Below are 19,159 nucleotides of genomic sequence, written 5' to 3' on the forward strand. Positions count from 1 at the left end.
TAATAAATATCAAGAAAATACAAAGACCTACGCCTTCCCTGGGAAGCCGCACCTGGGGCCAACCCAGTTCCAGCCAATATGCGTCCCTATTTATTGGTGCAATATTTCCCTTTCATATCAAGGGGATGGAACGCACCCAGGCTTTGCGCAGGGCAACAATTTGCCCCTACAATTCTTCGCACCAGGGCGGTGCGAGCACGCACCAAAACAAGCCCGAGCGCCCCATGACGGCGCACCTCGCACCCTTTTGAAGCAGCCCCCAAGGAGATCATGTTGAAAGTGCAGAGTCTGGACGACTTCCTGCGCGGCGTCGCCGCGCGCGATCCGCAACAGCCGGAATTCATGCAAGCCGTCCAGGAGGTGATGCTGAGCCTGTGGCCGTTCATCGAAAAGCACCCGCACTACGCCGAGCACGCCATCCTCGAGCGTCTGGTGGAGCCCGAGCGCGTGATCCAGTTCCGCGTGTGCTGGACCGATGACCAGGGCCAGGCCCGCGTCAACCGCGCTTTCCGCATCCAGCACAGCTCGGCCATCGGCCCCTTCAAGGGCGGCATGCGCTTCCATCCCTCCGTGAACCTGTCGATCCTGAAGTTCCTGGCGTTCGAACAGACGCTGAAGAACGCGCTGACCACGCTGCCCATGGGCGGCGGCAAGGGCGGCTCGGACTTCGACCCCAAGGGCAAGTCCGACGCGGAAGTCATGCGCTTCTGCCAGGCCCTGATGATCGAGCTGTACCGCCACCTGGGCCCGGACACCGACGTGCCGGCCGGCGACATCGGCGTGGGCGCGCGTGAAGTCGGCTTCATGGCCGGCATGATGAAGAAGCTGTCCAACTCCACCGCCAGCGTGTTCACCGGCAAGGGCCTGACCTTCGGCGGCAGCCTGATCCGCCCCGAAGCCACCGGCTACGGCACCGTGTACTTCGCCGAGGAAATGCTCAAGCGCATCGGCCGCTCGTTCGACGGCCTGCGCGTGTCGGTGTCCGGCTCGGGCAATGTGGCGCAATACGCCATCGAGAAGGCCATGGCGCTGGGCGCCAAGGTCGTGACGGTGTCCGACTCCAACGGCACGGTGGTCGACGAGGCCGGCTTCACGCACGAGAAGCTGCTGGCCCTGATGCACATCAAGAACGACCTGCGCGGTCGCCTGGACGCCTACGCCAGCCAGTTCGGCCTGAAGTACGAAGCCGGCAAGCGTCCCTGGCACGTGCCGGTCGACGTGGCCCTGCCCTGCGCCACGCAGAACGAGCTGGAACTGGCCGACGCCCAGATGCTGATCAAGAACGGCGTGCTGTGCGTGGCCGAGGGCGCGAACATGCCCGCCACGCTGGAAGCGGCCAAGGCCTTCATCGCCGCGCGCGTGCTGTACGCGCCGGGCAAGGCCAGCAACGCCGGCGGCGTGGCCGTGTCGGGCCTGGAAATGAGCCAGAACGCGGCCCGCCTGGCCTGGACCCGCGAGGAAGTGGACGCCCGCCTGCACGCCATCATGCGCGACATCCACGAGAACTGCGTGCGCCACGGCCACAGCGAGCGCGAGTACGTGAACTACCTGGACGGCGCCAACATCGCCGGCTTCGTCAAGGTGGCCGACGCGATGCGTCAGCAAGGGCTGTACTAAGCCCCCCCGAAGCGCTACGCGCTTCCCCCCAGGGGCGCCACTGCGGACCGGCAAAGCCGGCTCCGCGTGGCCCCGGTCGGGGAGGACTTGCCGAATTGGGGCGGGTCCGCCAGTGCAGCGGGTGTAAGACCCGCAGTTCCCTGTCGTTCAGATGCAGCGATGCCCGCTCCGTGGAGCGGGCATCGCGCTTGCGCCTTGCTCGGCTGAGCGCCTGGCGCTCAGTGTTTCATCGAGCTGTGGTCGTGGCTCATGCCGGGGTTGTGCGCGGCGGGCTTGACCTTGAACTGGACGGCGACCTCGCCGGCCTTCTCGAACTTGAGCGTGGCGGGCACCGCAGCGCCTTCGGCGAAGGGGGCTTTCAGCTTGAGGAACATGACGTGATAGCCGCCCGGGGCCAGCTTGACCTCGCCGCCGGCGGGCAACGCGATGCCGCCCTCGACCTGGCGCATCTTGGCCACGCCATCCTTGGTTTCCACGGTATGCAGCTCGACGCGCTCGGCGGCGCTTGAACTGACCGACAACAGGCGGTCGGCGGCCGTGGCCTTGTTGTCGATCTCCATGTAGCCCGCGCCATTGGACTGGCCCGGCGCCGAGGCGCGCACCCACAGGTCGTCGATCTCGACCTGGCCGGCCTGGTAGTCCTTGGCCCAGGCGGAACCGGCCGCGCACAGGCCCATGGCGGCGATGACTGCGAACTTGCGTAGTTTCATGCGTATGTCCTCCGGGAGATTAGCGCCGCCGCACCAGGCTGCGCGCGGCGGACAGGACCGAATCGGTCAGGGCTTCCATCGCCTCGGAGTTTACCCGCCAATGCTGCCAGTACAGCGGCACGTCCTCCCAGGCGCGGCCCCGCAGCAGCATCAGATGACCTGCGTCAAGGTGCTCCTGCACCAGCGGCAGCGGATTCATGGTCCAGCCCAGCCCGCCCAGCGTGGCCTGCACGAAGGCGCGGGTGGACGGCACCCACCAGACCGGCGGCTGCCAGGGCGCGGGATCCGAGATCTTGTGCGCGAAGCGGGCCTGCAACGCGTCCTTGCGGTTGAACACCAGCACCGGCGCCTGCGCCAGCGTCTGGGCGTTCACGCCCTGCGAGAAATAGCGCTTGTGGAAGTCCGGCGAGCAGGTCGCCACGTAGCGCATGCTGCCCAGCGCGTGGATGCGGCAGCCCTGCACCGGATCGGCCAGCGTGGTCACCGCGCCCAGCACGGCGCCGTTGCGCAGCAGCGCGGCCGTGTGGTCCTGGTCCTCGGACTGCATGTCCAGCGTGGCGCGGGTGCGCGCCGAAAACTGCAGCGCCGCCTCGACGAACCAGGTTTCCAGGCTGTCGTGGTTGACGGCGATGGGGATGCTGGCGTGCGGCACGTCGTCCTCGGCCACGCCCAGGCGGTTGAGCGCGTCGTGTTCCAGCAGCGCGGTCTGTTCGGCCAGCTGCACCAGCACCCGGCCGTCGGCGGTGGCGGCGGCGGGCACCGTGCGCTGCACCAGCAGCCGGCCCATGCGGTCTTCCAGCGCCTTGATCCGCTGCGACACCGCCGACGGCGTCACGCTCAGCGCCAGCGCGGCGCGCTCGAAACTGCCTTCGCGCACCACCGCCGCCAGGGCCCGCAGATTGCCGTGATCGATCTTCATGATTGCATTAGTTTTGCTTAAGATAATGAAGGAAAATTAGCTGTATTTCACGTGGCCGGCAAGCGACAATTCATCATGCCGGCACGCCTGCGCGCGCCGACGCCCCGCTTCATCGCCAGCCTCCCCAGGACGAAAAAGCCATTCCGGCATGCGCTTGCCGCCGCCGGAACGGGCCGGCTTGACGATGAAAACACCCATGCCGCGCACCACGCGCGCGCCCGCCGTCTCCGGAGACCACCGGAAACGACCGGGCGCCGAACGCCTCGCGCGCACCTGGGATTTGTAGCCATCGAGCGCCGGCACAGGCGCAGCAGCAAAGGTATCCGCATCATGTTCGCCACCCTGTCATCCCCCCTCTTCTTCACCGCCTGGGCCAGCGGCACGGCCACCGGGCTGGGCCTGTTCGCCGTCGTGGGCGCGCAAAGCGCGTTCATCCTGCGCCAGGGCCTGATGCGCGCGCACCTGGCCAGCGTGGTCGCCATCTGCGCGCTGATCGACGCCGTCTTCATCTTCGCCAGCGTGTCCGGCCTGCAGGCCCTGACCACCTGGTTCCCCTGGCTGACCACGGCCGTGCTGTGGTTCGGCGTGGCCTTCCTGTCCTGGTACGCGCTGCAATCGGCCCGCCGCGCCTGGAGCGCGAACGGCGGCCTGGCGGCGGCGCGCGAGGCCGTGCCCTCGCGCCGCGCGGCCATGCTGGGCGCGCTGGGCTTCTCGCTGCTGAACCCGCATTTCTGGCTGGACATGGTGGTGGTCGGCTCGCTGGCGCACGGCTTCGACGACGCCCGCATGGCCTTCGCCGCCGGCGCCCTCACCGCCAGCCTGCTGTGGCTGGCCGTGCTCAGCATCGGCTCGCGGCTGTTCGCCCCGTTCTTCGCCAGCGCCTCGGCCTGGCGCGTGCTGGACGGCATCATCGCCGTGATCATGGCCGCGCTGGCGGTCAGCCTGGCGCTCAAGGGCATCTGAGCCGCCCGATACCCGCGTGGCGGTGGACCTGCCCCACCGCCGCCTTCCTCTCCGCCCCGTGCCCAGGAGCGCCGCCATGTACACCGCCACCTTCATCTTCGCCAAGAAGCAGTACGACGAGGATTTCCACCTGCTGGACGGCCGGATCGCCGAAGCCGCGCGCGCCCTGCCCGGCTATCTGGGCGAGGAGTCCTGGGAAGACCCGGCGCGCGGGCTGATCAGCAATGTCTATTACTGGGAATCACTGGACGCGCTGCAGGCGCTGATCCGGCACCCGCTGCACCAGCAGGCCAAGGCCGCCCAGTCCCGCTGGCTGGACGGCTACCGCGTCGTCATCGCGCAGGTGATCCGGCAATACGGCGACGACCGCCTGCACTCCCCCGCCCACCCGTAATCGACCGCGTTGCCCCTCCCGGGCCCGATGCCCGTCCGGTTCGCGGACGACCATGCGCGGCCCTCCCTTCCGAAAACGTGCGCCTGCCGCCCCCCAGCCGCCCCCCCAGCCGCTCTCCCTGGCCGCTGATCCCCGCGTCCGCCGGGGCCCGGGCACCCAGGCGTTTTCCCTAGGTCTGCCGGCCGAGTGCCGGGCCACTACCCAATTCCCGTAAAAACCCTCCCTAGGGATTTCCACGGAAGTGCGCCGCCGAGTCAGATTCGCGTAAGAGATTAAGCAGACAGTCACACCACGCAACACAAGCATGCGCGCCGCACGTTGCATCCAGGCGCCGGCAACAGGTTTTCGACGCAGTTCCACCAATTACAACGGAGACACTCATGGACTTTCGTTTGAAGCTGCTGGCAGGAACCCTTGCATTTGCCCTGTCGGCCGCGTCCCACGCCGCCGATCCCATCAAGATCGGCGTGGCCGGCCCCTACACCGGGGGCTCCTCCTCGATGGGCGTGAGCATGCGCGACGGCGTGCGCCTGGCGATCGAGGAAATCAACAAGAGCGGCGGCGTGCTGGGCCGCCAGCTGGTCGCGGTGGAGCGCGACGACGAGGCCAAGAACGAGCGCGGCGTGCAGATCGCCCAGGAGCTGATCAACAAGGAACAGGTCACCGCCACCGTCGGCTACATCAATACCGGCGTGGCCCTGGCCTCGCAGCGCTTCTACCAGGACGCCAAGATCCCGGTGTTCAACAACGTGGCCACGGGCAGCGTCATCACGCACCAGTTCAAGGCGCCCGAGTACCCGGACAACTACGTGTTCCGCAACGCGGCCCACGACAGCATCCAGGCGCCGATGATCGTCGAGGAAGCCATCACCCGCCGCGGCTTCAAGAAAGTGGCGATCCTGGCCGACTCCACCAACTATGGCCAGCTCGGCCGCGAGGACCTGGAAAAGGCCCTGGCCGCCAAGGGCATCAAGCCGGTGGCCGTGGAGAAGTTCAACATCAAGGACGTGGACATGACGGCCCAGCTGCTCAAGTCCAAGGAAGCCGGCGCCGAGGCGGTGCTGACCTACGGCATCGGCCCCGAGCTGGCGCAGATCGCCAACGGCATGGCCAAGCTGGGCTGGAAGGTGCCCATCATCGGCAGCTGGACGCTATCCATGGCCAACTACATCGACAACTCCGGCGCCAACGGCGAAGGCGCGCGCATGCCGCAGACCTTCATCCAGGACCCGGACACGCCCAAGCGCAAGGCTTTCATCGACGCCTATCTGGCCAAGTTCAAGCCCAAGAACAACCGCATCGACTCGCCGGTGTCGGCGGCCCAGGGCTATGACTCGATCTTCCTGCTGGCCGCGGCCATCAAGCAGGCCAACTCCACCGACGGCCCGAAGATCCGCGAAGCGCTGGAAAACCTGCAAACGCCGGTCGAAGGCGTGGTGATGACCTACAACAAGCCGTTCAGCCACGACAACCACGACGCGATCACGGCCAAGGAAGTGGTGATCGGCGAGGTCAAGGGCGGGCGCGTGGTCAAGGCTAATTAGGCCCACCCGAGAAGCGCTACGCGCTTCTTCCCTCAAGGGCGCCGCTGCGGACCGGAAGGGGAAGCCCACCCGAGAAGCGCTGCGCGCCTCTTCCCTCAAGGGCGCTGCCGCGGACCGGCAAAGCCGGCTCCGCGCAGCCCCAAATGGGGAGCGGCCAGGCTCTTCGCGGGGGGATGCCTCGGGATGGCACAGCGTATTTCGGATCGGTTTGACTGAAGCAGCCTTGCGGTGCCATGGCCCTGCTCCTTGAGGGAGCTTCGCCACGGCGCGGCCGGCTGATGCCGTTGTATGTGATGCAGGTGGCGCGCAGCGCCTTGGACAACAGAGAACCGCGTTCCGGCCAAGGGATCTGGCACGGCACGCCGGCGCCACGAAGACACACCATGATTCTTCTACAGCTTATCTATAGCGGTATCGCGCTGGGCATGATCTATGCCGTCATCGCGTTCGGATACCAGCTCACCTTCGCCACGTCGGGCACGCTCAATTTCGGTCAGGGCGAAGCCCTGATGCTGGGCGCGCTGGTCGGCCTCACGCTGGTGGGCCTGGGCGTGAATTACTGGGTCATGATCCCCATCGTCTGCATCTTCGGCTTCGCGCAGGGCGCGCTGGTCGAGCGGGTCGGCGTGCGGCCGGCCATCAAGACGCGGTCGGAATTCGGCTGGATCATGGCCACGATCGCGCTGGGCATCATCTTCAAGAACGTGGCCGAGAACGTCTGGGGCCGCGACGACCTGCGCTTTCCCTCGCCGCTGCCCGAGGCGCCGATCCAGGTGCTGGGCGCCAACGTGCTGCCCATGGAGCTGCTGGTGGTGTTCGGCGCGCTGGCCATGATGCTGCTGGTGGAAGTGTTCAACCGCAAATCCATCTACGGCAAGGCCTTCGTCGCCACGTCCAATGACCGCGACGCCGCCGGCCTGATGGGCATCAACACCGGCATGGTGATCACGTTTTCCTACGCGCTGTCGTCGCTGACGGCGGCCTTCGCCGGCGTGCTGGTGGCGCCGCTGACGCTGACCGGCGCGACCATGGGCGCGGTGCTGGGCCTGAAGGCCTTCGCGGTCGCCATCATCGGCGGGCTGTCCAGCGGCATGGGCGTGGTGGTGGGCGGCCTGATCCTGGGCATCGCCGAGACCACCACCGGCTTCTATCTTTCGACGGGATACAAGGACGTGCCTGGACTGGTGCTGCTGTTGCTCGTGCTGACCTTCAAACCCGCCGGCCTGTTCGGCAAGACCGCGATCAAGAAGGTGTGACGACGATGAAACCCCTGCATCTGCTGCTGTCCGTCGTCGCCGTCGCCTGCCTGGCCGCCGTGCCGCTGGGCGTGACCAACACCTATTACCTGCACCTGATCGAAACCATCATGATCTACGCGATCCTGCTGTTCGGGCTCGATATCGTGGTGGGCTACACCGGCCAGGTCTCGCTGGGCCATGCCGGCCTGTTCGGCATCGGCTCCTACGTGGCCGGCGTGCTGTTCTTCCATCTGCAGCTGCCCATCTGGCTGACGCTGCCGGCCGCCATCCTGATCGCGGCGGCCTTCGGCGCGGTGCTGGCGTTGCCGGCGCTGCGCGTCACCGGCCCGTACCTGGCGATGGTGACGCTGGCCTTCGGCACCATCATCCAGATCCTCATCAACGAAATGACCTTCCTGACCGAAGGACCGCTGGGCATCAAGATCCCCAAGCCGTCCATCGGCGGCCACGTGCTGAACAAGAGCGAGTACTTCTGGCTGGTCGCCGCGCTGCTGGTGCTGTCGCTGATCGTGGTGCACCGCATCCTCAAGTCGCACCTGGGACGCTCGTTCGAGGCGCTGCGCGACAGCCCGATCGCGTCGGACTGCATGGGCGTGTCGGTCTACCGGCACAAGGTTTTCGCCTTCGTCATCAGCGCCGGCTTCGCCGGCCTGGCCGGGGCGCTGTACTCGTACTCCGAGCAGTACATCTCGCCCAACACCTACAACTTCGAACTCACCATCCTGTTCCTGCTGGCCATCATCATGGGCGGGCGCAAGAGCCGCACCGGCGCGCTGCTGGGCGCGGCCATCATCGTGCTGCTGCCCAAGATGCTGGACGACATCGCCACCTTCCGGCTGATCGCGCTGGGCGTGGCCGTCGTGGTGACGGTCGGCGGCGCCATGGCCGTCGCGCGCGGCCGCACCGAGGCGCGCAAGCTGGCCGTGCCGGTCATCGGCACCATCGCGCTAGCAGTGTTCTCGTACTGGCTGGACGCGGTCACCGACTGGCGCCTGACCATCTTCGGCGCCATGATCCTGTTCGTGGTCTATTACCTGCCCGACGGCATCGTCGGCTTCGTGCGCAACCTGTTCTTCTCCGGCCGCCGCGCGGCGCTGTCCGTCAAGAAGGACCTAGTCAAGCAACAGGACGCCGTGCCCGACGCCGCGCGCGGCAACGGCGAGACCCTGCTCGCGGCCAAGGGCGTACTGATGCAATTCGGCGGCCTGAAGGCGCTGAACCAGGTGGACCTGACCGTCAAGCGCGGCACCATCCACGGCCTGATCGGCCCCAACGGCTCGGGCAAGAGCACCATGATGAACGTGCTGACCGGCATCTACGTGCCGACGGCCGGCTCGGTGGACTTCTCCGGCAAGTCGCTGGTGGGCCTGGCGCCGGCCGACATCGCCGCCTCCGGCGTGGCCCGCACCTTCCAGAACGTGCAGCTGTTCGGCGAGATGACGGCGCTGGAAAACGTGCTGGTGGGCCTGCACCATACCTTCAACACCGGGCTGGCCGGCATCGCGCTGCGCACGCCCGGCTGGAAGCGCGAGGAACAGCGCGCGCGGGCCCGCGCCCAGGCGCTGCTGGGGTTCGTCGGCCTGGAGGACCTGGCCAGCGAAGAAGCGCGCAACCTGCCCTACGGCAAGCAGCGCCTGCTGGAAATCGCCCGAGCCCTGGCGCTGGACCCGCAGCTGCTGCTGCTGGACGAGCCGGCCGCCGGCCTGACCGCGCCCGACATCGTCGAGCTGCTGGCCATCATCCGCAAGGTCCGCGACCACGGCGTCACGCTGATCCTGATCGAGCACCACATGGACGTGGTCATGGGCGTGTGCGACACCGTGTCCGTGCTGGACTTCGGCCAGAAGATCGCCGAGGGCCTGCCCAATGAAGTGCAGAGCAACGCCAAGGTCATCGAGGCGTATCTGGGCGGCGCGACCGCTTGACGCCAAGGGGACACACGAGATGCTATCGATCAAGAATCTGGAAGCGGGCTACGGCAAGGTCAAGGTGCTGCACGGCATCAGCATGGAAGTGCCCAAGGCCAAGGTGGTCACGCTGATCGGCTCCAACGGCGCCGGCAAGACCACCACCATGCGCGCCCTGTCCGGCATGATCCGCCCCACCGCGGGCGAGGTCACGCTGGGCGGCAAGCGCATCGACGGGCTGGAATCGCACCGCATCGCGCGGCTGGGACTGGCGCACTCGCCGGAAGGCCGGCGTGTGTTCCCGACGCTGTCGGTCACCGACAACCTGCTGCTGGGCGCCTTTCCGCGCCTGACCGGCAGCCGCCCCAAGGGCGACGTGCAGGCCGACCTGGGCCGCGCCATGGACCTGTTTCCGCGCCTGAAGGAACGGCGCGAGCAGCTGGCGGGCACGCTGTCCGGCGGCGAACAGCAGATGCTGGCCATGGCCCGCGCCGTCATGCTGAACCCGGAGCTGGTGCTGCTGGACGAGCCGTCCATGGGCCTGGCGCCCATCCTGGTGGAGGAAGTGTTCCGCATCATCGCGCGCCTGAAGGACGAGGGCGTGACCATGCTGCTGGTGGAACAGTTCGCCGCCGCCGCGCTCAACGTGGCCGATTACGGGTATGTGCTGGAGAACGGGCGCATCTCGGTGCATGGCTCGGCGGACAAGCTCAAGCATGATCCGGCCGTGGTTGCGGCCTATCTCGGCGGAAGTCATTGACCCCCCCCGAAGCGCTGCGCGCTTCCCCCCCAGGGGGGCGCCACTGCGGACCGGCGAAGCCGGCTCCGCGTAAGGACGGCCCCACCCCCGAGCGCTGCGCGCTCCCCCCTCAAGGGGGCGCCACTGCGGACCGGCAAAGCCGGCTCCGCGTGGCCTCGCTTGGGACGGGCTTGCCGGATTGGGGCGTGCCTACTTTCTTGAAGCGCATCTACTTGCGCTGACGGGCACGCTGCGCGTGCAAAGGGCGGATCCCTTGCGGGATCCGCCCTCTTTTCGTGGTTGCGGCGCTTAGACGATCGTGAGCGTCACGTCGATGTTGCCGCGCGTGGCGTTCGAGTACGGGCAGACGATGTGGGCGGCGGCCACCAGCTTTTCGGCCTGGGCGCGGTCCATGCCCGGCAGCGAGATCTTCAGCTCGACTTCGATGCCGAAGCCGGTCGGGATGGGGCCGATGCCCACGACGCCGTTGACCGACACGTCCGACGGAATGGCGATCTTGTCGCGGCCGCCGACGAACTTCATCGCGCCCAGGAAGCAGGCCGAGTAGCCCACGGCGAACAGCTGCTCGGGGTTGGTGCCGGCGTTGCCGGCGCCGCCCAGCTCGCGCGGGGTGGTCAGCTTGACGTCGAGCGCGCCGTCGTCGCTGACGCCGCGGCCTTCGCGGCCTCCGGTGGCGGTGGCGCTGGCACGGTAGAGGACTTTTTCGATGGACATGATGGATTCCCTGTTCAAGTGGAAAACGAAGCCGCCGGGGAAGGATTCCACATCGGCGGAGCACTGCCTGGACCGCAAGGCGCCGGCCCGTTCTGGCGGCCTGGCGCGATCAAATCAGTAGTAAACGACTATATCGTGCACTACTTATAAAACGAAATCGAACACCTGTTGTACCTCCCTTTCACTGCAACGTCATCACAGGCTGGCGACCAGCTTCTCGCGCAGGCCGTGCAGCGCCCGCATCGTGTCCTGCGCCTCGTCCAGCGAGCATTGCGCGGCGGCGGCGATCGCATGCGGCACGGCCTCGGCGCGCTCGCGCAGCTCGCGGCCCTGGCGCGTCAGCGCCACGATCACCTGGCGCTCGTCGGCCTGGGCGCGCGTGCGGCTCACCAGCCCTGCCGCTTCCAGCCGCTTGAGCAGCGGCGTCAGCGTGGCGGAATCCAGGAACAGGCGTTCGCCGATGTCCGTGACCGTGATCCCGTCGCCTTCCCACAGCACCAGCATGACCAGGTACTGGGGATAGGTCAGGTCCAGCCCGCCGAGCAGCTTGCGGTAGACCTTGTTCATCGCCAGCGAAGTCGAATACAGCGCGAAACACAGCTGGCTGTCGAGCAGCAGCGGGTTGAACGCGCCTTTGGCCGGCTTGGCGAGGGACTTGGATCGGGATTTCATGGCGCAATATTAAATAGCGCACTATTTAATGTCAACACCCGTCCGCGTCATTTTCCTTTTCATCGTCCGGCGCATCGCGGCGCGGGCCTCGCCTGCAACCAACCCCGAAGCCGCTTCAGCCTGCCACCGCCAGCCGGCGCCGTCGCCTCACGCCGCAGTCTCGCCCTCGACCGCCTCGCGGTCCGAACCGTACTGCTTCAGGCCATCCAGGTCCAACACCCGCACCGCACCATATTCCACGCTCAGCAGCCCCGCCTCTTCCAGCTTGCGCAAGGCCTGGTTGGCGCGCTGGCGCGACACGCGCGCCAGATAGCCGACCTCTTCCTGGGTGATGGCCAGCCGCATGCCCATGCCCGGGTACAGCAGCGGGTTGAACAGCTCGGCCAGGCAACGCGCCACGCGCGCGTCCGGATCCAGCAGGCGGTCGTACTCGGCCTTGCCGATGAACTGCGCCACGCGCTCGTTCAATTGATGCAGCAGATAACGGTTGAACGGGATGCTGGTGTCCAACAGCCAGTCGAACGTCGCCGCCGGCAGTCGCGCCACCACCGAATCGCGCAGCGCGACGATGTCATATTTGCGGACTTCGCGCTTGAGCAGCGAGCCCTCGCCGATCCAGCCGCCGGCCGGCACGCCGGTCAGCGAGGCGACCTTGCCCTCGGCATTGCCCACCGACACTTTCACCAGGCCGCCCAGCACGCCGATCCAGGCCTGGGCGAGTTCGCCCTTGCGCTCTATGATCGATCCGGCGCTCGCCTGCTGCACGGTAAGGTCCCGCTCGACCCGCAACTTCTGCTCGTCGTCGAGCACGCGGAACCAGGCCGCGGCGAGTTGCAGGGAGTCGGATAGCTGCATCGGGAATACCCTAAAAGTTCCTTGAATGTCGCGATGGTGACAGTTGGCGGCAACCCAACCTTATACCTTAACTCCTGCCGTAAATCTAAAACCAACTGGTCAAGCGCTCTGCCCCGGTCGCCTACTCGGCATCCGGCCCTTGCGCCCAAACCGGAGGAGACAACGTGGCACATTCTTCGCCCGCATCCGCATCGATGCCGGCCGCGTCGGACACTTTCCCGGCGCTGCTGCTCGCGCATGCACAGCAACGCGGGACACGGCCCGCGATACGGGAAAAAGACCTCGGCATCTGGCAGACGCTGACCTGGTCGCAGGTCGCCGAGCACGTGCGCCAGGTCGCGCACGGCCTGGCCGCTTCCGGCATCCGGCCCGGCATGCACGTGGCCGTCATCGGCGAGAACCGCCCGCGTCTCTACATGGCCATGATGGCCGCGCAATCGCTGGGCGCGATTCCGGTGCCGCTGTACCAGGACGCCGTCGCGCAGGAAATGGTCTATGTGCTGCAGGACGCCGAAGTCAGCGTCGCCGTGGTCGAGGATCAGGAACAGGTCGACAAGATGCTGGAGGTGCGCGAACAGTGCCCGGCATTGCAGCGCGTGGTGTACGACGATCCGCGCGGCCTGCGCCACTACGCCGACCCCATGCTGATGTCCTACGAGCAGCTGGAAGCGCTGGGCCAGGAATACGCCGCGCAGCACCCCGACTTCTTCGCCCGCGCCGTCGCGGCCGTCAAGCCGCATGATCCGGCGGCCATGTTCTACACGTCCGGCACCACCGGCAAGCCCAAGGGCGTGGTGCTCACGCACCACGCCCTGATCGACCGCGCCCGCGCCGTGTCCGACATGGAGCAGCTGACCGACCGCGAAGACGTGCTGGCCTACCTGCCGCCGGCCTGGATCGGCCAGAACATGTTCTCGTACACGCAGCTGCTGGTCACGGGCTTCACGGTCAACCATCCCGAGTCGCCCGACACCGTCTCCATCGACATGCGCGACATCGGCCCCACCTATTACTTCGCGCCGCCGCGCGTGCTGGAAGGGCTGCTGACGCATGTGATGATCCGCATGGAAGACGCCGGCGTCGTCAAGCGTAAGCTGTTCCATGCCTGCATGAAGCTGGCGCGCCGCGTCGGCACCCGGATTCTGGACGGCGAATCCGTCGGCCTGTGGGACCGGCTGCGCTACGCGCTGGGCAACGCGCTGATCTACGGCCCGCTGCGCAACGCGCTGGGCATGAGCCGCGTGCGCGTGGCCTACACGGCGGGCGAGGCCATCGGCCCGGACCTGTTCGTGTTCTACCGCTCCATCGGCATCAACCTGAAGCAGCTGTACGGTTCCACCGAGACCTCCGTGTTCGTCTGCGTGCAGCCCGACGGCCAGGTGCGCGACGACACCGTCGGCCCGCCCGTGGCCGGCGTGGAGATCCGCGTGGCCGACAACGGCGAGATCCTGGTCAAGAGCCCCGGCCTGTTCAAGGAGTACTACCGCAACAGCGCCGCCACCGAGGAAGCGCACAGCAGCGACGGCTGGTTCCGCACCGGCGACGCCGGCTACCTGGACACCGACGGCCAGCTCAAGATCATCGACCGCGCCAAGGACGTGGGCAAGCTCGCCGACGGCAGCCTGTTCGCGCCCAAGTACATCGAGAACAAGCTCAAGTTCTTCCCGCACATCAAGGAAGCGGTGGCCTTCGGCGCCGGCCGCGAGGACGTCTGCGCCTTCATCAACATCGACCTGGAAGCCGTCGGCAACTGGGCCGAGCGTCGCGGCATGCCTTACGCCGGCTACACCGACCTGGCCAGCAAGGACGAGGTCTACCAATTGATCGCCGACTGCGTCGAGCAGGTCAACGCCGACCTGGCCAGCGATCCCAAGCTGTGCGCCTCGCAGGTCAGCCGCTTCCTGATCCTGCACAAGGAGCTGGACCCGGACGACGACGAACTGACCCGCACCCGCAAGGTGCGCCGCGCCTTCATCGCGCAGAAGTACGGCGTGCTGATCGACGCGCTGTTCGACGGCAAGCCGTCGCAGTTCATCGAGACCGAAGTGAAATTCGAGGACGGGCGCGTCGGCAGGATCTCGGCCGACCTGAAGATCCGTCCGGTCAAGAAATTCCCCCCCGTCACCGCCCGAGCCGCCTGAAGGTCAGACACATGAGCGACATCGACCGCGACCAGCGCATCGGCGACGTGATGCTGGACATGCAGAACATTTCCCTGTCCTTTGGCGGCGTGAAAGCGCTGACGGACATCTCCTTCAATGTGCGCGAGCACGAGATCCGCGCCATCATCGGCCCCAACGGCGCCGGCAAAAGCTCGATGCTCAACGTCATCAACGGCGTCTACACGCCGCAGCAGGGCGGCATCTCGTTCCGGGGCGAGCGCTTCTCGCGCATGAACCCGCGCCGCGCCGCCGAGATGGGCATCGCCCGCACCTTCCAGAACCTGGCGCTGTTCAAGGGCATGAGCGTGCTGGACAACATCATGACCGGCCGCAACCTGCGCATGAAGTGCGGGCTGCTGTCCCAGGCCTTCCGCCTGGGCCGGGCCGAGCGCGAAGAGATCCAGCACCGCGAGTTCGTCGAGAACATCATCGACTTCCTGGAGATCCAGGCCTTTCGCAAGACGCCGGTGGGCCGCCTGCCCTACGGCCTGCAAAAGCGCGTGGACCTGGGCCGGGCGCTGGCGATGGAACCGCGCCTGCTGCTGCTGGACGAACCGATGGCCGGCATGAACATCGAGGAAAAGCAGGACATGAGCCGCTTCATCCTCGACGTCAACGACGAGTTCGGCACCACCATCGTGCTGATCGAGCACGACATGGGCGTGGTCATGGACATCTCCGACCGCGTCGTGGTGCTGGACTACGGCAAGAAGATCGGCGACGGCAAGCCGGATGAGGTCCGGGCCAACGAAGATGTAATCAGAGCCTATCTGGGCGTGTCGCACTGAGGCGGAAATCATGGGATTTTTTCTAGAGACCTTATTCGGCGGCCTGATGAGCGGCATGCTGTACGCGCTGATCGGCCTGGGCTTCGTGCTGATCTTCAAGGCGTCCGGCGTCTTCAACTTCGCGCAGGGCGCGATGGTGCTGGTGGCCGCGCTATCCATGGCCCGCTTCTCGGAGTGGTTCCCGCGCTGGCTGGGCTTTGACAACATGATCCTGGCCAACGTGCTGGCCTTCATCGCCAGCGCGGCGGTCATGTTCCTGCTGGCCGTCGCCATCGAGCGCTTCGTGCTGCGCCACCTGGTCAACCAGGAAGCCACCACGCTGCTGATGGCCACGCTGGGCATCAGCTACTTCCTGGACGGCCTGGGCCAGATCACCTTCGGCAGCTCGGTGTACTCGATCAACGTGGGCATGCCCAAGGATCCGCTGATGATCCTGGACTCGATGTTCGAGGGCGGCCTGCTGATCAACCTTGAGGATCTGACGGCGGCGGTCATCGCCGCGCTGCTGGTAGCGGCGCTGGCGCTGTTCTTCCAGTTCACCTCCACCGGCCGCGCGCTGCGCGCGGTGGCCGATGATCACCAGGCCGCGCAGTCCATCGGCATCCCGCTGAACCGCATCTGGGTCATTGTGTGGAGCGTGGCCGGCCTGGTGGCGCTGGTGGCCGGCATTATCTGGGGCTCGAAGTTCGGCGTGCAGTTCACGCTGTCCACGGCCGCGCTGCGGGCGCTGCCGGTGGTGATCCTGGGCGGCCTGACGTCCGTGCCGGGCGCCATCCTGGGTGGCCTGATCATCGGCGTGGGCGAGAAGCTGTCCGAGGTCTACCTGGGGTCGCTGGTGGGCGGCGGCATCGAAATCTGGTTCGCCTATGTGCTGGCGCTGGTGTTCCTGCTGTTCCGTCCGCAAGGGCTGTTCGGCGAGAAGATCATCGACCGCGTCTAGGGCCTGTTTACACAAAAAGGAGCCTCGCATGAGCACCCAAAGGCGTGATTATCAAGGCGCGAAGCGCAGTCGTGGCGACACCACGGCGAGCATTCGCAACGCAGAGAGGCGCGCCTTTGGGTGCTCACCCTCCGGGCAGGCGGGAAATCGGGCGCCATGCGTCGTTGCGGCCACCTTGCGTGGCACAGCCACGCGGCGGCGTCCGCGCCTAGCCTGCCTCCCGATTTCCCGCCTGTGCGAGGCTCCTTTTTGTGTAAACAGGCCCTGGCCGACTGGCAGAGGATAAGAAACCATGTTCTACCGCGAAAACGGCCAATTCAAGACCAGCTATCGCGCCGACCAGCAGATCTTCCCGATCCGCCAGGACCGCATCTTCATCTGGCTGCTGCTGGCGGTCGCCTTCATCGCCGTCCCGGCGCTGGCCAGCGACTACCTGCTGCGCGCCATCCTCATTCCCTTCCTGATCCTGTCGCTGGCCGCCGTGGGCCTGAACATCCTGGTGGGCTACTGCGGCCAGATCTCGCTGGGCACCGGCGCCTTCATGGCGGTGGGCGCGTACGCGGCCTGGAACTTCGGCGTGCGCTTTCCCGGCATGCCGCTGATCGTGCAGATCCTGCTGGGCGGCTGCTTCGCCACCATCGTGGGCGTGATCTTCGGCATTCCCAGCCTGCGCATACGCGGCCTGTACCTGGCGGTGGCCACGCTGGCGGCGCAGTTCTTCGTGGACTGGGCCTTCCTGCGCATCCCGTTCTTCACCAACTACTCGTCCTCGGGCAACGTCTCGGTGCCGCAGCTGACCGCCTTCGGCCTGCCGGTGCAGAGCGCCATGGAAAAGTACCTGTTCGTGCTGATCCTGGTGGCGGTGTTCAGCCTGCTGGCCAAGAACCTGGTGCGCGGCGCCATCGGCCGCCAGTGGATGGCGATCCGCGACATGGACGTGGCCGCTTCCGTCATCGGCATCCGGCCGATGTACGCCAAGCTCACCGCCTTCGCCGTCAGCTCCTTCATCGTCGGCGTGGCCGGCGCGCTGTGGGGCTACATCCACCTGGGCTCCTGGGAACCGCTGGCCTTCGACCTGAGCCGCTCGTTCCAGCTGCTGTTCATGGTCATCATCGGCGGCCTGGGCTCGATCATCGGCAGCTTCTTCGGCGCGGCCTTCATCGTGCTGGTGCCGGTGGCGCTGAGCAACATCCCGCACATGCTGGGCCTGCCGCTGTCGGTGGACACCGCCGCCCACGTCGAGCACATGGTGTTCGGGGCGCTGATCGTGTTCTTCCTCATCGCCGAGCCGCACGGGCTGGCGCGGCTGTGGAGCATCGGCAAGGAGAAACTGCGCATCTGGCCCTTCCCCCACTAGGGGCGGGATCCGCTGCGACATCGCAGGTATCGCATTACGTCTGTATTGATCATTGCCCGGCGCGGCGCCATGAGCCCGCGCCGAGGCAGCCTGAATACCCGGCTCCAGACCGGGCCAATCCCGGTGTCCCAGGGTCTACGCCCCAAGCACCACGCAGGAGGTAAATGGAGATGAAGCGTCTTAACCTGAAGTTGGCGGCGGCCGTGATGGCCGCGGCCGGCGCCGTCGGCGCCGTGGCCACCCCCGCGATGGCGGCGGAAGAGCAGTTCGTTCCGCTGCTGGTGTACCGCACGGGTTCCTTCGCGCCCCTGGGCATCCCCTGGGCCGACGGCAAGCTGGACTACCTGAAGCTGGTCAATGAACGCGACGGCGGCGTCAACGGCGTCAAGATCACGTACGAAGAGTGCGAGACCGCCTACGCCACCGACCGTGGCGTCGAATGCTATGAACGCCTGAAGAGCAAGGGCACGGGCGCATCGGGCTTCGACACGCAATCCACCGGCATCACCTTCGCGGTCAGCGACAAGGCCATCGTCGACAAGGTGCCGGTCGAGACCATGGGCTACGGCCTGTCGCAGTCGGTCGACGGCAGCGTGTTCGAGTGGAACTTCCCGCTGCTGGGCACCTACTGGACCGCCGCCGACGTGATGATCCAGGACATCGCCAAGAAAGAAGGCGGCATGGCCAAGCTCAAGGGCAAGAAGATCGCCCTGGTCTACCACGACTCGCCGTATGGCAAGGAACCGATTCCGCTCTTGCAGAAGCGCGCGGCCAAGGAAGGCTTCGAGCTGCTGCTGTATCCGGTGACCGCGCCGGGCGTGGAACAGAAGTCCACCTGGCTGCAGATCCGCCAGGCGCGTCCCGCCTACGTGCTGCTGTGGAGCGCCGGCATCATGACGCCGACCGCCATCCGCGAAGCCCAGGCCAGCGGCTATCCGCGCGACAAGATGTACGCGATCTGGTGGGCCGGCTCGGAGGGCGACGTGAAGGACCTGGGCGAAGTCGCCAAGGGCTACAACGCCATCACCATCCACAACAGCGGCGCCGAACACGACAAGGTCTATGACGATCTGAAGAAGCACGTCTACGACAAGGGCCAGGGCTCCGACAAGTCGGGCAACACCACGCTGGGCACCATCGCCCACACGCGCGGCATGATGATCTCGATGATGCAGGTCGAGGCGATCCGCACCGCGCAGGAAAAGTTCGGCAAGGGCAAGGCGCTCACGCCGGACCAGGTGCGCTGGGGCTTCGAGAACCTGAACCTGACCCAGGAACGGCTGAACCAGTTGGGCTTCGGCCAGATCATGCGTCCGGTCAAGACCTCGTGCACCAATCACAAGGGTGATGACTGGGCCCGCATCGTGCAGTGGGACGGCGCGAAGTTCAAGGTGGTCTCGGACTGGTACCAGGCCGACAAGACCATCCTGGACCCGATGGTGACGGAAGCCGCGGCGAAGTACGCCAAGGAAAAGAACATCACCCCGAGAAAGTGTGAAGGGTAAATCCCCCCGAAGCGCCTACGGCGCCTCCCCCCCAAGGGGGCGCCGCGGGCGCGGACCGGCAAAGCCGGATCCGCGGCGGCCCCGATTGTGGAG

General features: G+C 66.6%; 18 protein-coding genes. 12 read left to right on the top strand and 6 right to left on the bottom strand.

Translation table 11 applies throughout. The features are described from left to right. Positions 1-270: 270 nt before the first annotated feature. Entirely contained in the window at positions 271-1,617 is a 1,347-nt protein-coding gene (gene gdhA / locus C2U31_RS03205; protein WP_103271519.1) for an NADP-specific glutamate dehydrogenase, read from the top strand. Positions 1,618-1,835: 218 nt separating this feature from the next. Here the strand turns inward: gdhA and C2U31_RS03210 are convergent, their stop codons facing one another. From C2U31_RS03210 to C2U31_RS30420, 3 genes are read right to left on the bottom strand one after another with little or no spacing between them, the layout of a single operon-like run. Continuing rightward, a complete protein-coding gene (locus C2U31_RS03210) occupies positions 1,836-2,327 on the bottom strand; it encodes a copper chaperone PCu(A)C (protein WP_103271520.1) in 492 nt (163 codons plus the stop codon). A 19-nt stretch (positions 2,328-2,346) separates the two neighbouring features. Next, the gene (locus C2U31_RS03215; protein ID WP_103271521.1) at positions 2,347-3,246 is read right to left on the bottom strand and encodes a LysR family transcriptional regulator ArgP; all 900 of its coding nucleotides are present in this window, start codon (positions 3,244-3,246) and stop codon (positions 2,347-2,349) included. 36 nt (positions 3,247-3,282) lie between these two features. Then, positions 3,283-3,444, bottom strand: coding sequence for a hypothetical protein (locus C2U31_RS30420; protein WP_158658297.1), 162 nt, complete (start codon positions 3,442-3,444; stop codon positions 3,283-3,285). 132 nt (positions 3,445-3,576) lie between these two features. Between C2U31_RS30420 and C2U31_RS03220 the strand changes: the two genes are divergently transcribed. From C2U31_RS03220 to C2U31_RS03245, 6 genes are all read left to right on the top strand, one after another. Then, entirely contained in the window at positions 3,577-4,209 is a 633-nt protein-coding gene (locus C2U31_RS03220) for a LysE/ArgO family amino acid transporter (protein WP_103271522.1), read from the top strand. A gap of 76 nt (positions 4,210-4,285) precedes the next feature. Then, positions 4,286-4,603 carry an antibiotic biosynthesis monooxygenase gene (locus C2U31_RS03225; RefSeq protein WP_103271523.1) on the top strand — a complete coding sequence of 106 codons (318 nt, stop codon included), beginning with the start codon at positions 4,286-4,288 and terminating at the stop codon, positions 4,601-4,603. Between the two features lie 380 nt (positions 4,604-4,983). Continuing rightward, positions 4,984-6,147 carry an ABC transporter substrate-binding protein gene (locus C2U31_RS03230; RefSeq protein WP_103271524.1) on the top strand — a complete coding sequence of 388 codons (1,164 nt, stop codon included), beginning with the start codon at positions 4,984-4,986 and terminating at the stop codon, positions 6,145-6,147. Positions 6,148-6,530: 383 nt separating this feature from the next. After that, complete coding sequence (locus tag C2U31_RS03235) at positions 6,531-7,403, top strand: branched-chain amino acid ABC transporter permease (RefSeq protein ID WP_103271525.1); 873 nt, start codon at positions 6,531-6,533, stop codon at positions 7,401-7,403. A gap of 5 nt (positions 7,404-7,408) precedes the next feature. After that, positions 7,409-9,331 (top strand): ATP-binding cassette domain-containing protein, encoded by a 1,923-nt coding sequence (locus tag C2U31_RS03240; RefSeq protein WP_103271526.1) that lies wholly within the window; start codon positions 7,409-7,411, stop codon positions 9,329-9,331. A gap of 19 nt (positions 9,332-9,350) precedes the next feature. Continuing rightward, positions 9,351-10,073, top strand: a complete 723-nt coding sequence (locus C2U31_RS03245; RefSeq protein ID WP_103271527.1) for an ABC transporter ATP-binding protein — start codon at positions 9,351-9,353, stop codon at positions 10,071-10,073. 288 nt (positions 10,074-10,361) lie between these two features. Here C2U31_RS03245 and C2U31_RS03250 read toward each other — a convergent pair whose 3' ends face one another. The 3 genes from C2U31_RS03250 to C2U31_RS03260 form a co-directional block, all read right to left on the bottom strand. Beyond that, positions 10,362-10,787 (bottom strand): organic hydroperoxide resistance protein, encoded by a 426-nt coding sequence (locus C2U31_RS03250; RefSeq protein ID WP_103276239.1) that lies wholly within the window; start codon positions 10,785-10,787, stop codon positions 10,362-10,364. Between the two features lie 195 nt (positions 10,788-10,982). Next, positions 10,983-11,459, bottom strand: coding sequence for a MarR family winged helix-turn-helix transcriptional regulator (locus tag C2U31_RS03255; protein ID WP_103271528.1), 477 nt, complete (start codon positions 11,457-11,459; stop codon positions 10,983-10,985). A gap of 147 nt (positions 11,460-11,606) precedes the next feature. After that, on the bottom strand, positions 11,607-12,314 hold the full coding sequence (locus tag C2U31_RS03260) for a Crp/Fnr family transcriptional regulator (protein WP_103271529.1): 708 nt from the start codon (positions 12,312-12,314) through the stop codon (positions 11,607-11,609). Between the two features lie 164 nt (positions 12,315-12,478). Here C2U31_RS03260 and C2U31_RS03265 point away from each other — a divergent pair, with 164 nt between their 5' ends. From C2U31_RS03265 to C2U31_RS03285, 5 genes are all read left to right on the top strand, one after another. Then, positions 12,479-14,455, top strand: a complete 1,977-nt coding sequence (locus C2U31_RS03265; RefSeq protein ID WP_103271530.1) for a long-chain fatty acid--CoA ligase — start codon at positions 12,479-12,481, stop codon at positions 14,453-14,455. 11 nt (positions 14,456-14,466) lie between these two features. Then, positions 14,467-15,264: an ABC transporter ATP-binding protein gene (locus C2U31_RS03270; protein ID WP_103271531.1), complete on the top strand. Its 798-nt coding sequence runs from the start codon at positions 14,467-14,469 to the stop codon at positions 15,262-15,264. 10 nt (positions 15,265-15,274) lie between these two features. Continuing rightward, entirely contained in the window at positions 15,275-16,204 is a 930-nt protein-coding gene (locus C2U31_RS03275) for a branched-chain amino acid ABC transporter permease (protein WP_103271532.1), read from the top strand. A gap of 292 nt (positions 16,205-16,496) precedes the next feature. Then, the gene (locus C2U31_RS03280; protein WP_103271533.1) at positions 16,497-17,561 is read left to right on the top strand and encodes a branched-chain amino acid ABC transporter permease; all 1,065 of its coding nucleotides are present in this window, start codon (positions 16,497-16,499) and stop codon (positions 17,559-17,561) included. A gap of 164 nt (positions 17,562-17,725) precedes the next feature. Next, on the top strand, positions 17,726-19,066 hold the full coding sequence (locus C2U31_RS03285; protein ID WP_103271534.1) for an ABC transporter substrate-binding protein: 1,341 nt from the start codon (positions 17,726-17,728) through the stop codon (positions 19,064-19,066). The last annotated feature ends 93 nt before the right edge of the window (positions 19,067-19,159 follow it).

Source organism: Achromobacter sp. AONIH1, assembly GCF_002902905.1.
Taxonomy (GTDB): Bacteria; Pseudomonadota; Gammaproteobacteria; order Burkholderiales; family Burkholderiaceae_B; genus Achromobacter.

Bases quoted from the DNA above. Each gene is read 5' to 3' on its own strand.
- C2U31_RS03275 (WP_103271532.1), top strand. From the start codon at position 15,275: ATGGGATTTTTTCTAGAGACCTTATTCGGCGGCCTGATGAGCGGCATG.
- C2U31_RS03285 (WP_103271534.1), top strand. From the start codon at position 17,726: ATGGAGATGAAGCGTCTTAACCTGAAGTTGGCGGCGGCCGTGATGGCC.
- C2U31_RS03215 (WP_103271521.1), bottom strand. From the start codon at position 3,246: ATGAAGATCGATCACGGCAATCTGCGGGCCCTGGCGGCGGTGGTGCGC.
- C2U31_RS03220 (WP_103271522.1), top strand. From the start codon at position 3,577: ATGTTCGCCACCCTGTCATCCCCCCTCTTCTTCACCGCCTGGGCCAGC.
- C2U31_RS03230 (WP_103271524.1), top strand. From the start codon at position 4,984: ATGGACTTTCGTTTGAAGCTGCTGGCAGGAACCCTTGCATTTGCCCTG.
- C2U31_RS03240 (WP_103271526.1), top strand. From the start codon at position 7,409: ATGAAACCCCTGCATCTGCTGCTGTCCGTCGTCGCCGTCGCCTGCCTG.
- C2U31_RS03225 (WP_103271523.1), top strand. From the start codon at position 4,286: ATGTACACCGCCACCTTCATCTTCGCCAAGAAGCAGTACGACGAGGAT.
- C2U31_RS03255 (WP_103271528.1), bottom strand. From the start codon at position 11,459: ATGAAATCCCGATCCAAGTCCCTCGCCAAGCCGGCCAAAGGCGCGTTC.
- C2U31_RS03210 (WP_103271520.1), bottom strand. From the start codon at position 2,327: ATGAAACTACGCAAGTTCGCAGTCATCGCCGCCATGGGCCTGTGCGCG.
- C2U31_RS03270 (WP_103271531.1), top strand. From the start codon at position 14,467: ATGAGCGACATCGACCGCGACCAGCGCATCGGCGACGTGATGCTGGAC.
- C2U31_RS30420 (WP_158658297.1), bottom strand. From the start codon at position 3,444: ATGGGTGTTTTCATCGTCAAGCCGGCCCGTTCCGGCGGCGGCAAGCGC.
- C2U31_RS03235 (WP_103271525.1), top strand. From the start codon at position 6,531: ATGATTCTTCTACAGCTTATCTATAGCGGTATCGCGCTGGGCATGATC.
- C2U31_RS03250 (WP_103276239.1), bottom strand. From the start codon at position 10,787: ATGTCCATCGAAAAAGTCCTCTACCGTGCCAGCGCCACCGCCACCGGA.
- gdhA (WP_103271519.1), top strand. From the start codon at position 271: ATGTTGAAAGTGCAGAGTCTGGACGACTTCCTGCGCGGCGTCGCCGCG.
- C2U31_RS03280 (WP_103271533.1), top strand. From the start codon at position 16,497: ATGTTCTACCGCGAAAACGGCCAATTCAAGACCAGCTATCGCGCCGAC.
- C2U31_RS03260 (WP_103271529.1), bottom strand. From the start codon at position 12,314: ATGCAGCTATCCGACTCCCTGCAACTCGCCGCGGCCTGGTTCCGCGTG.
- C2U31_RS03245 (WP_103271527.1), top strand. From the start codon at position 9,351: ATGCTATCGATCAAGAATCTGGAAGCGGGCTACGGCAAGGTCAAGGTG.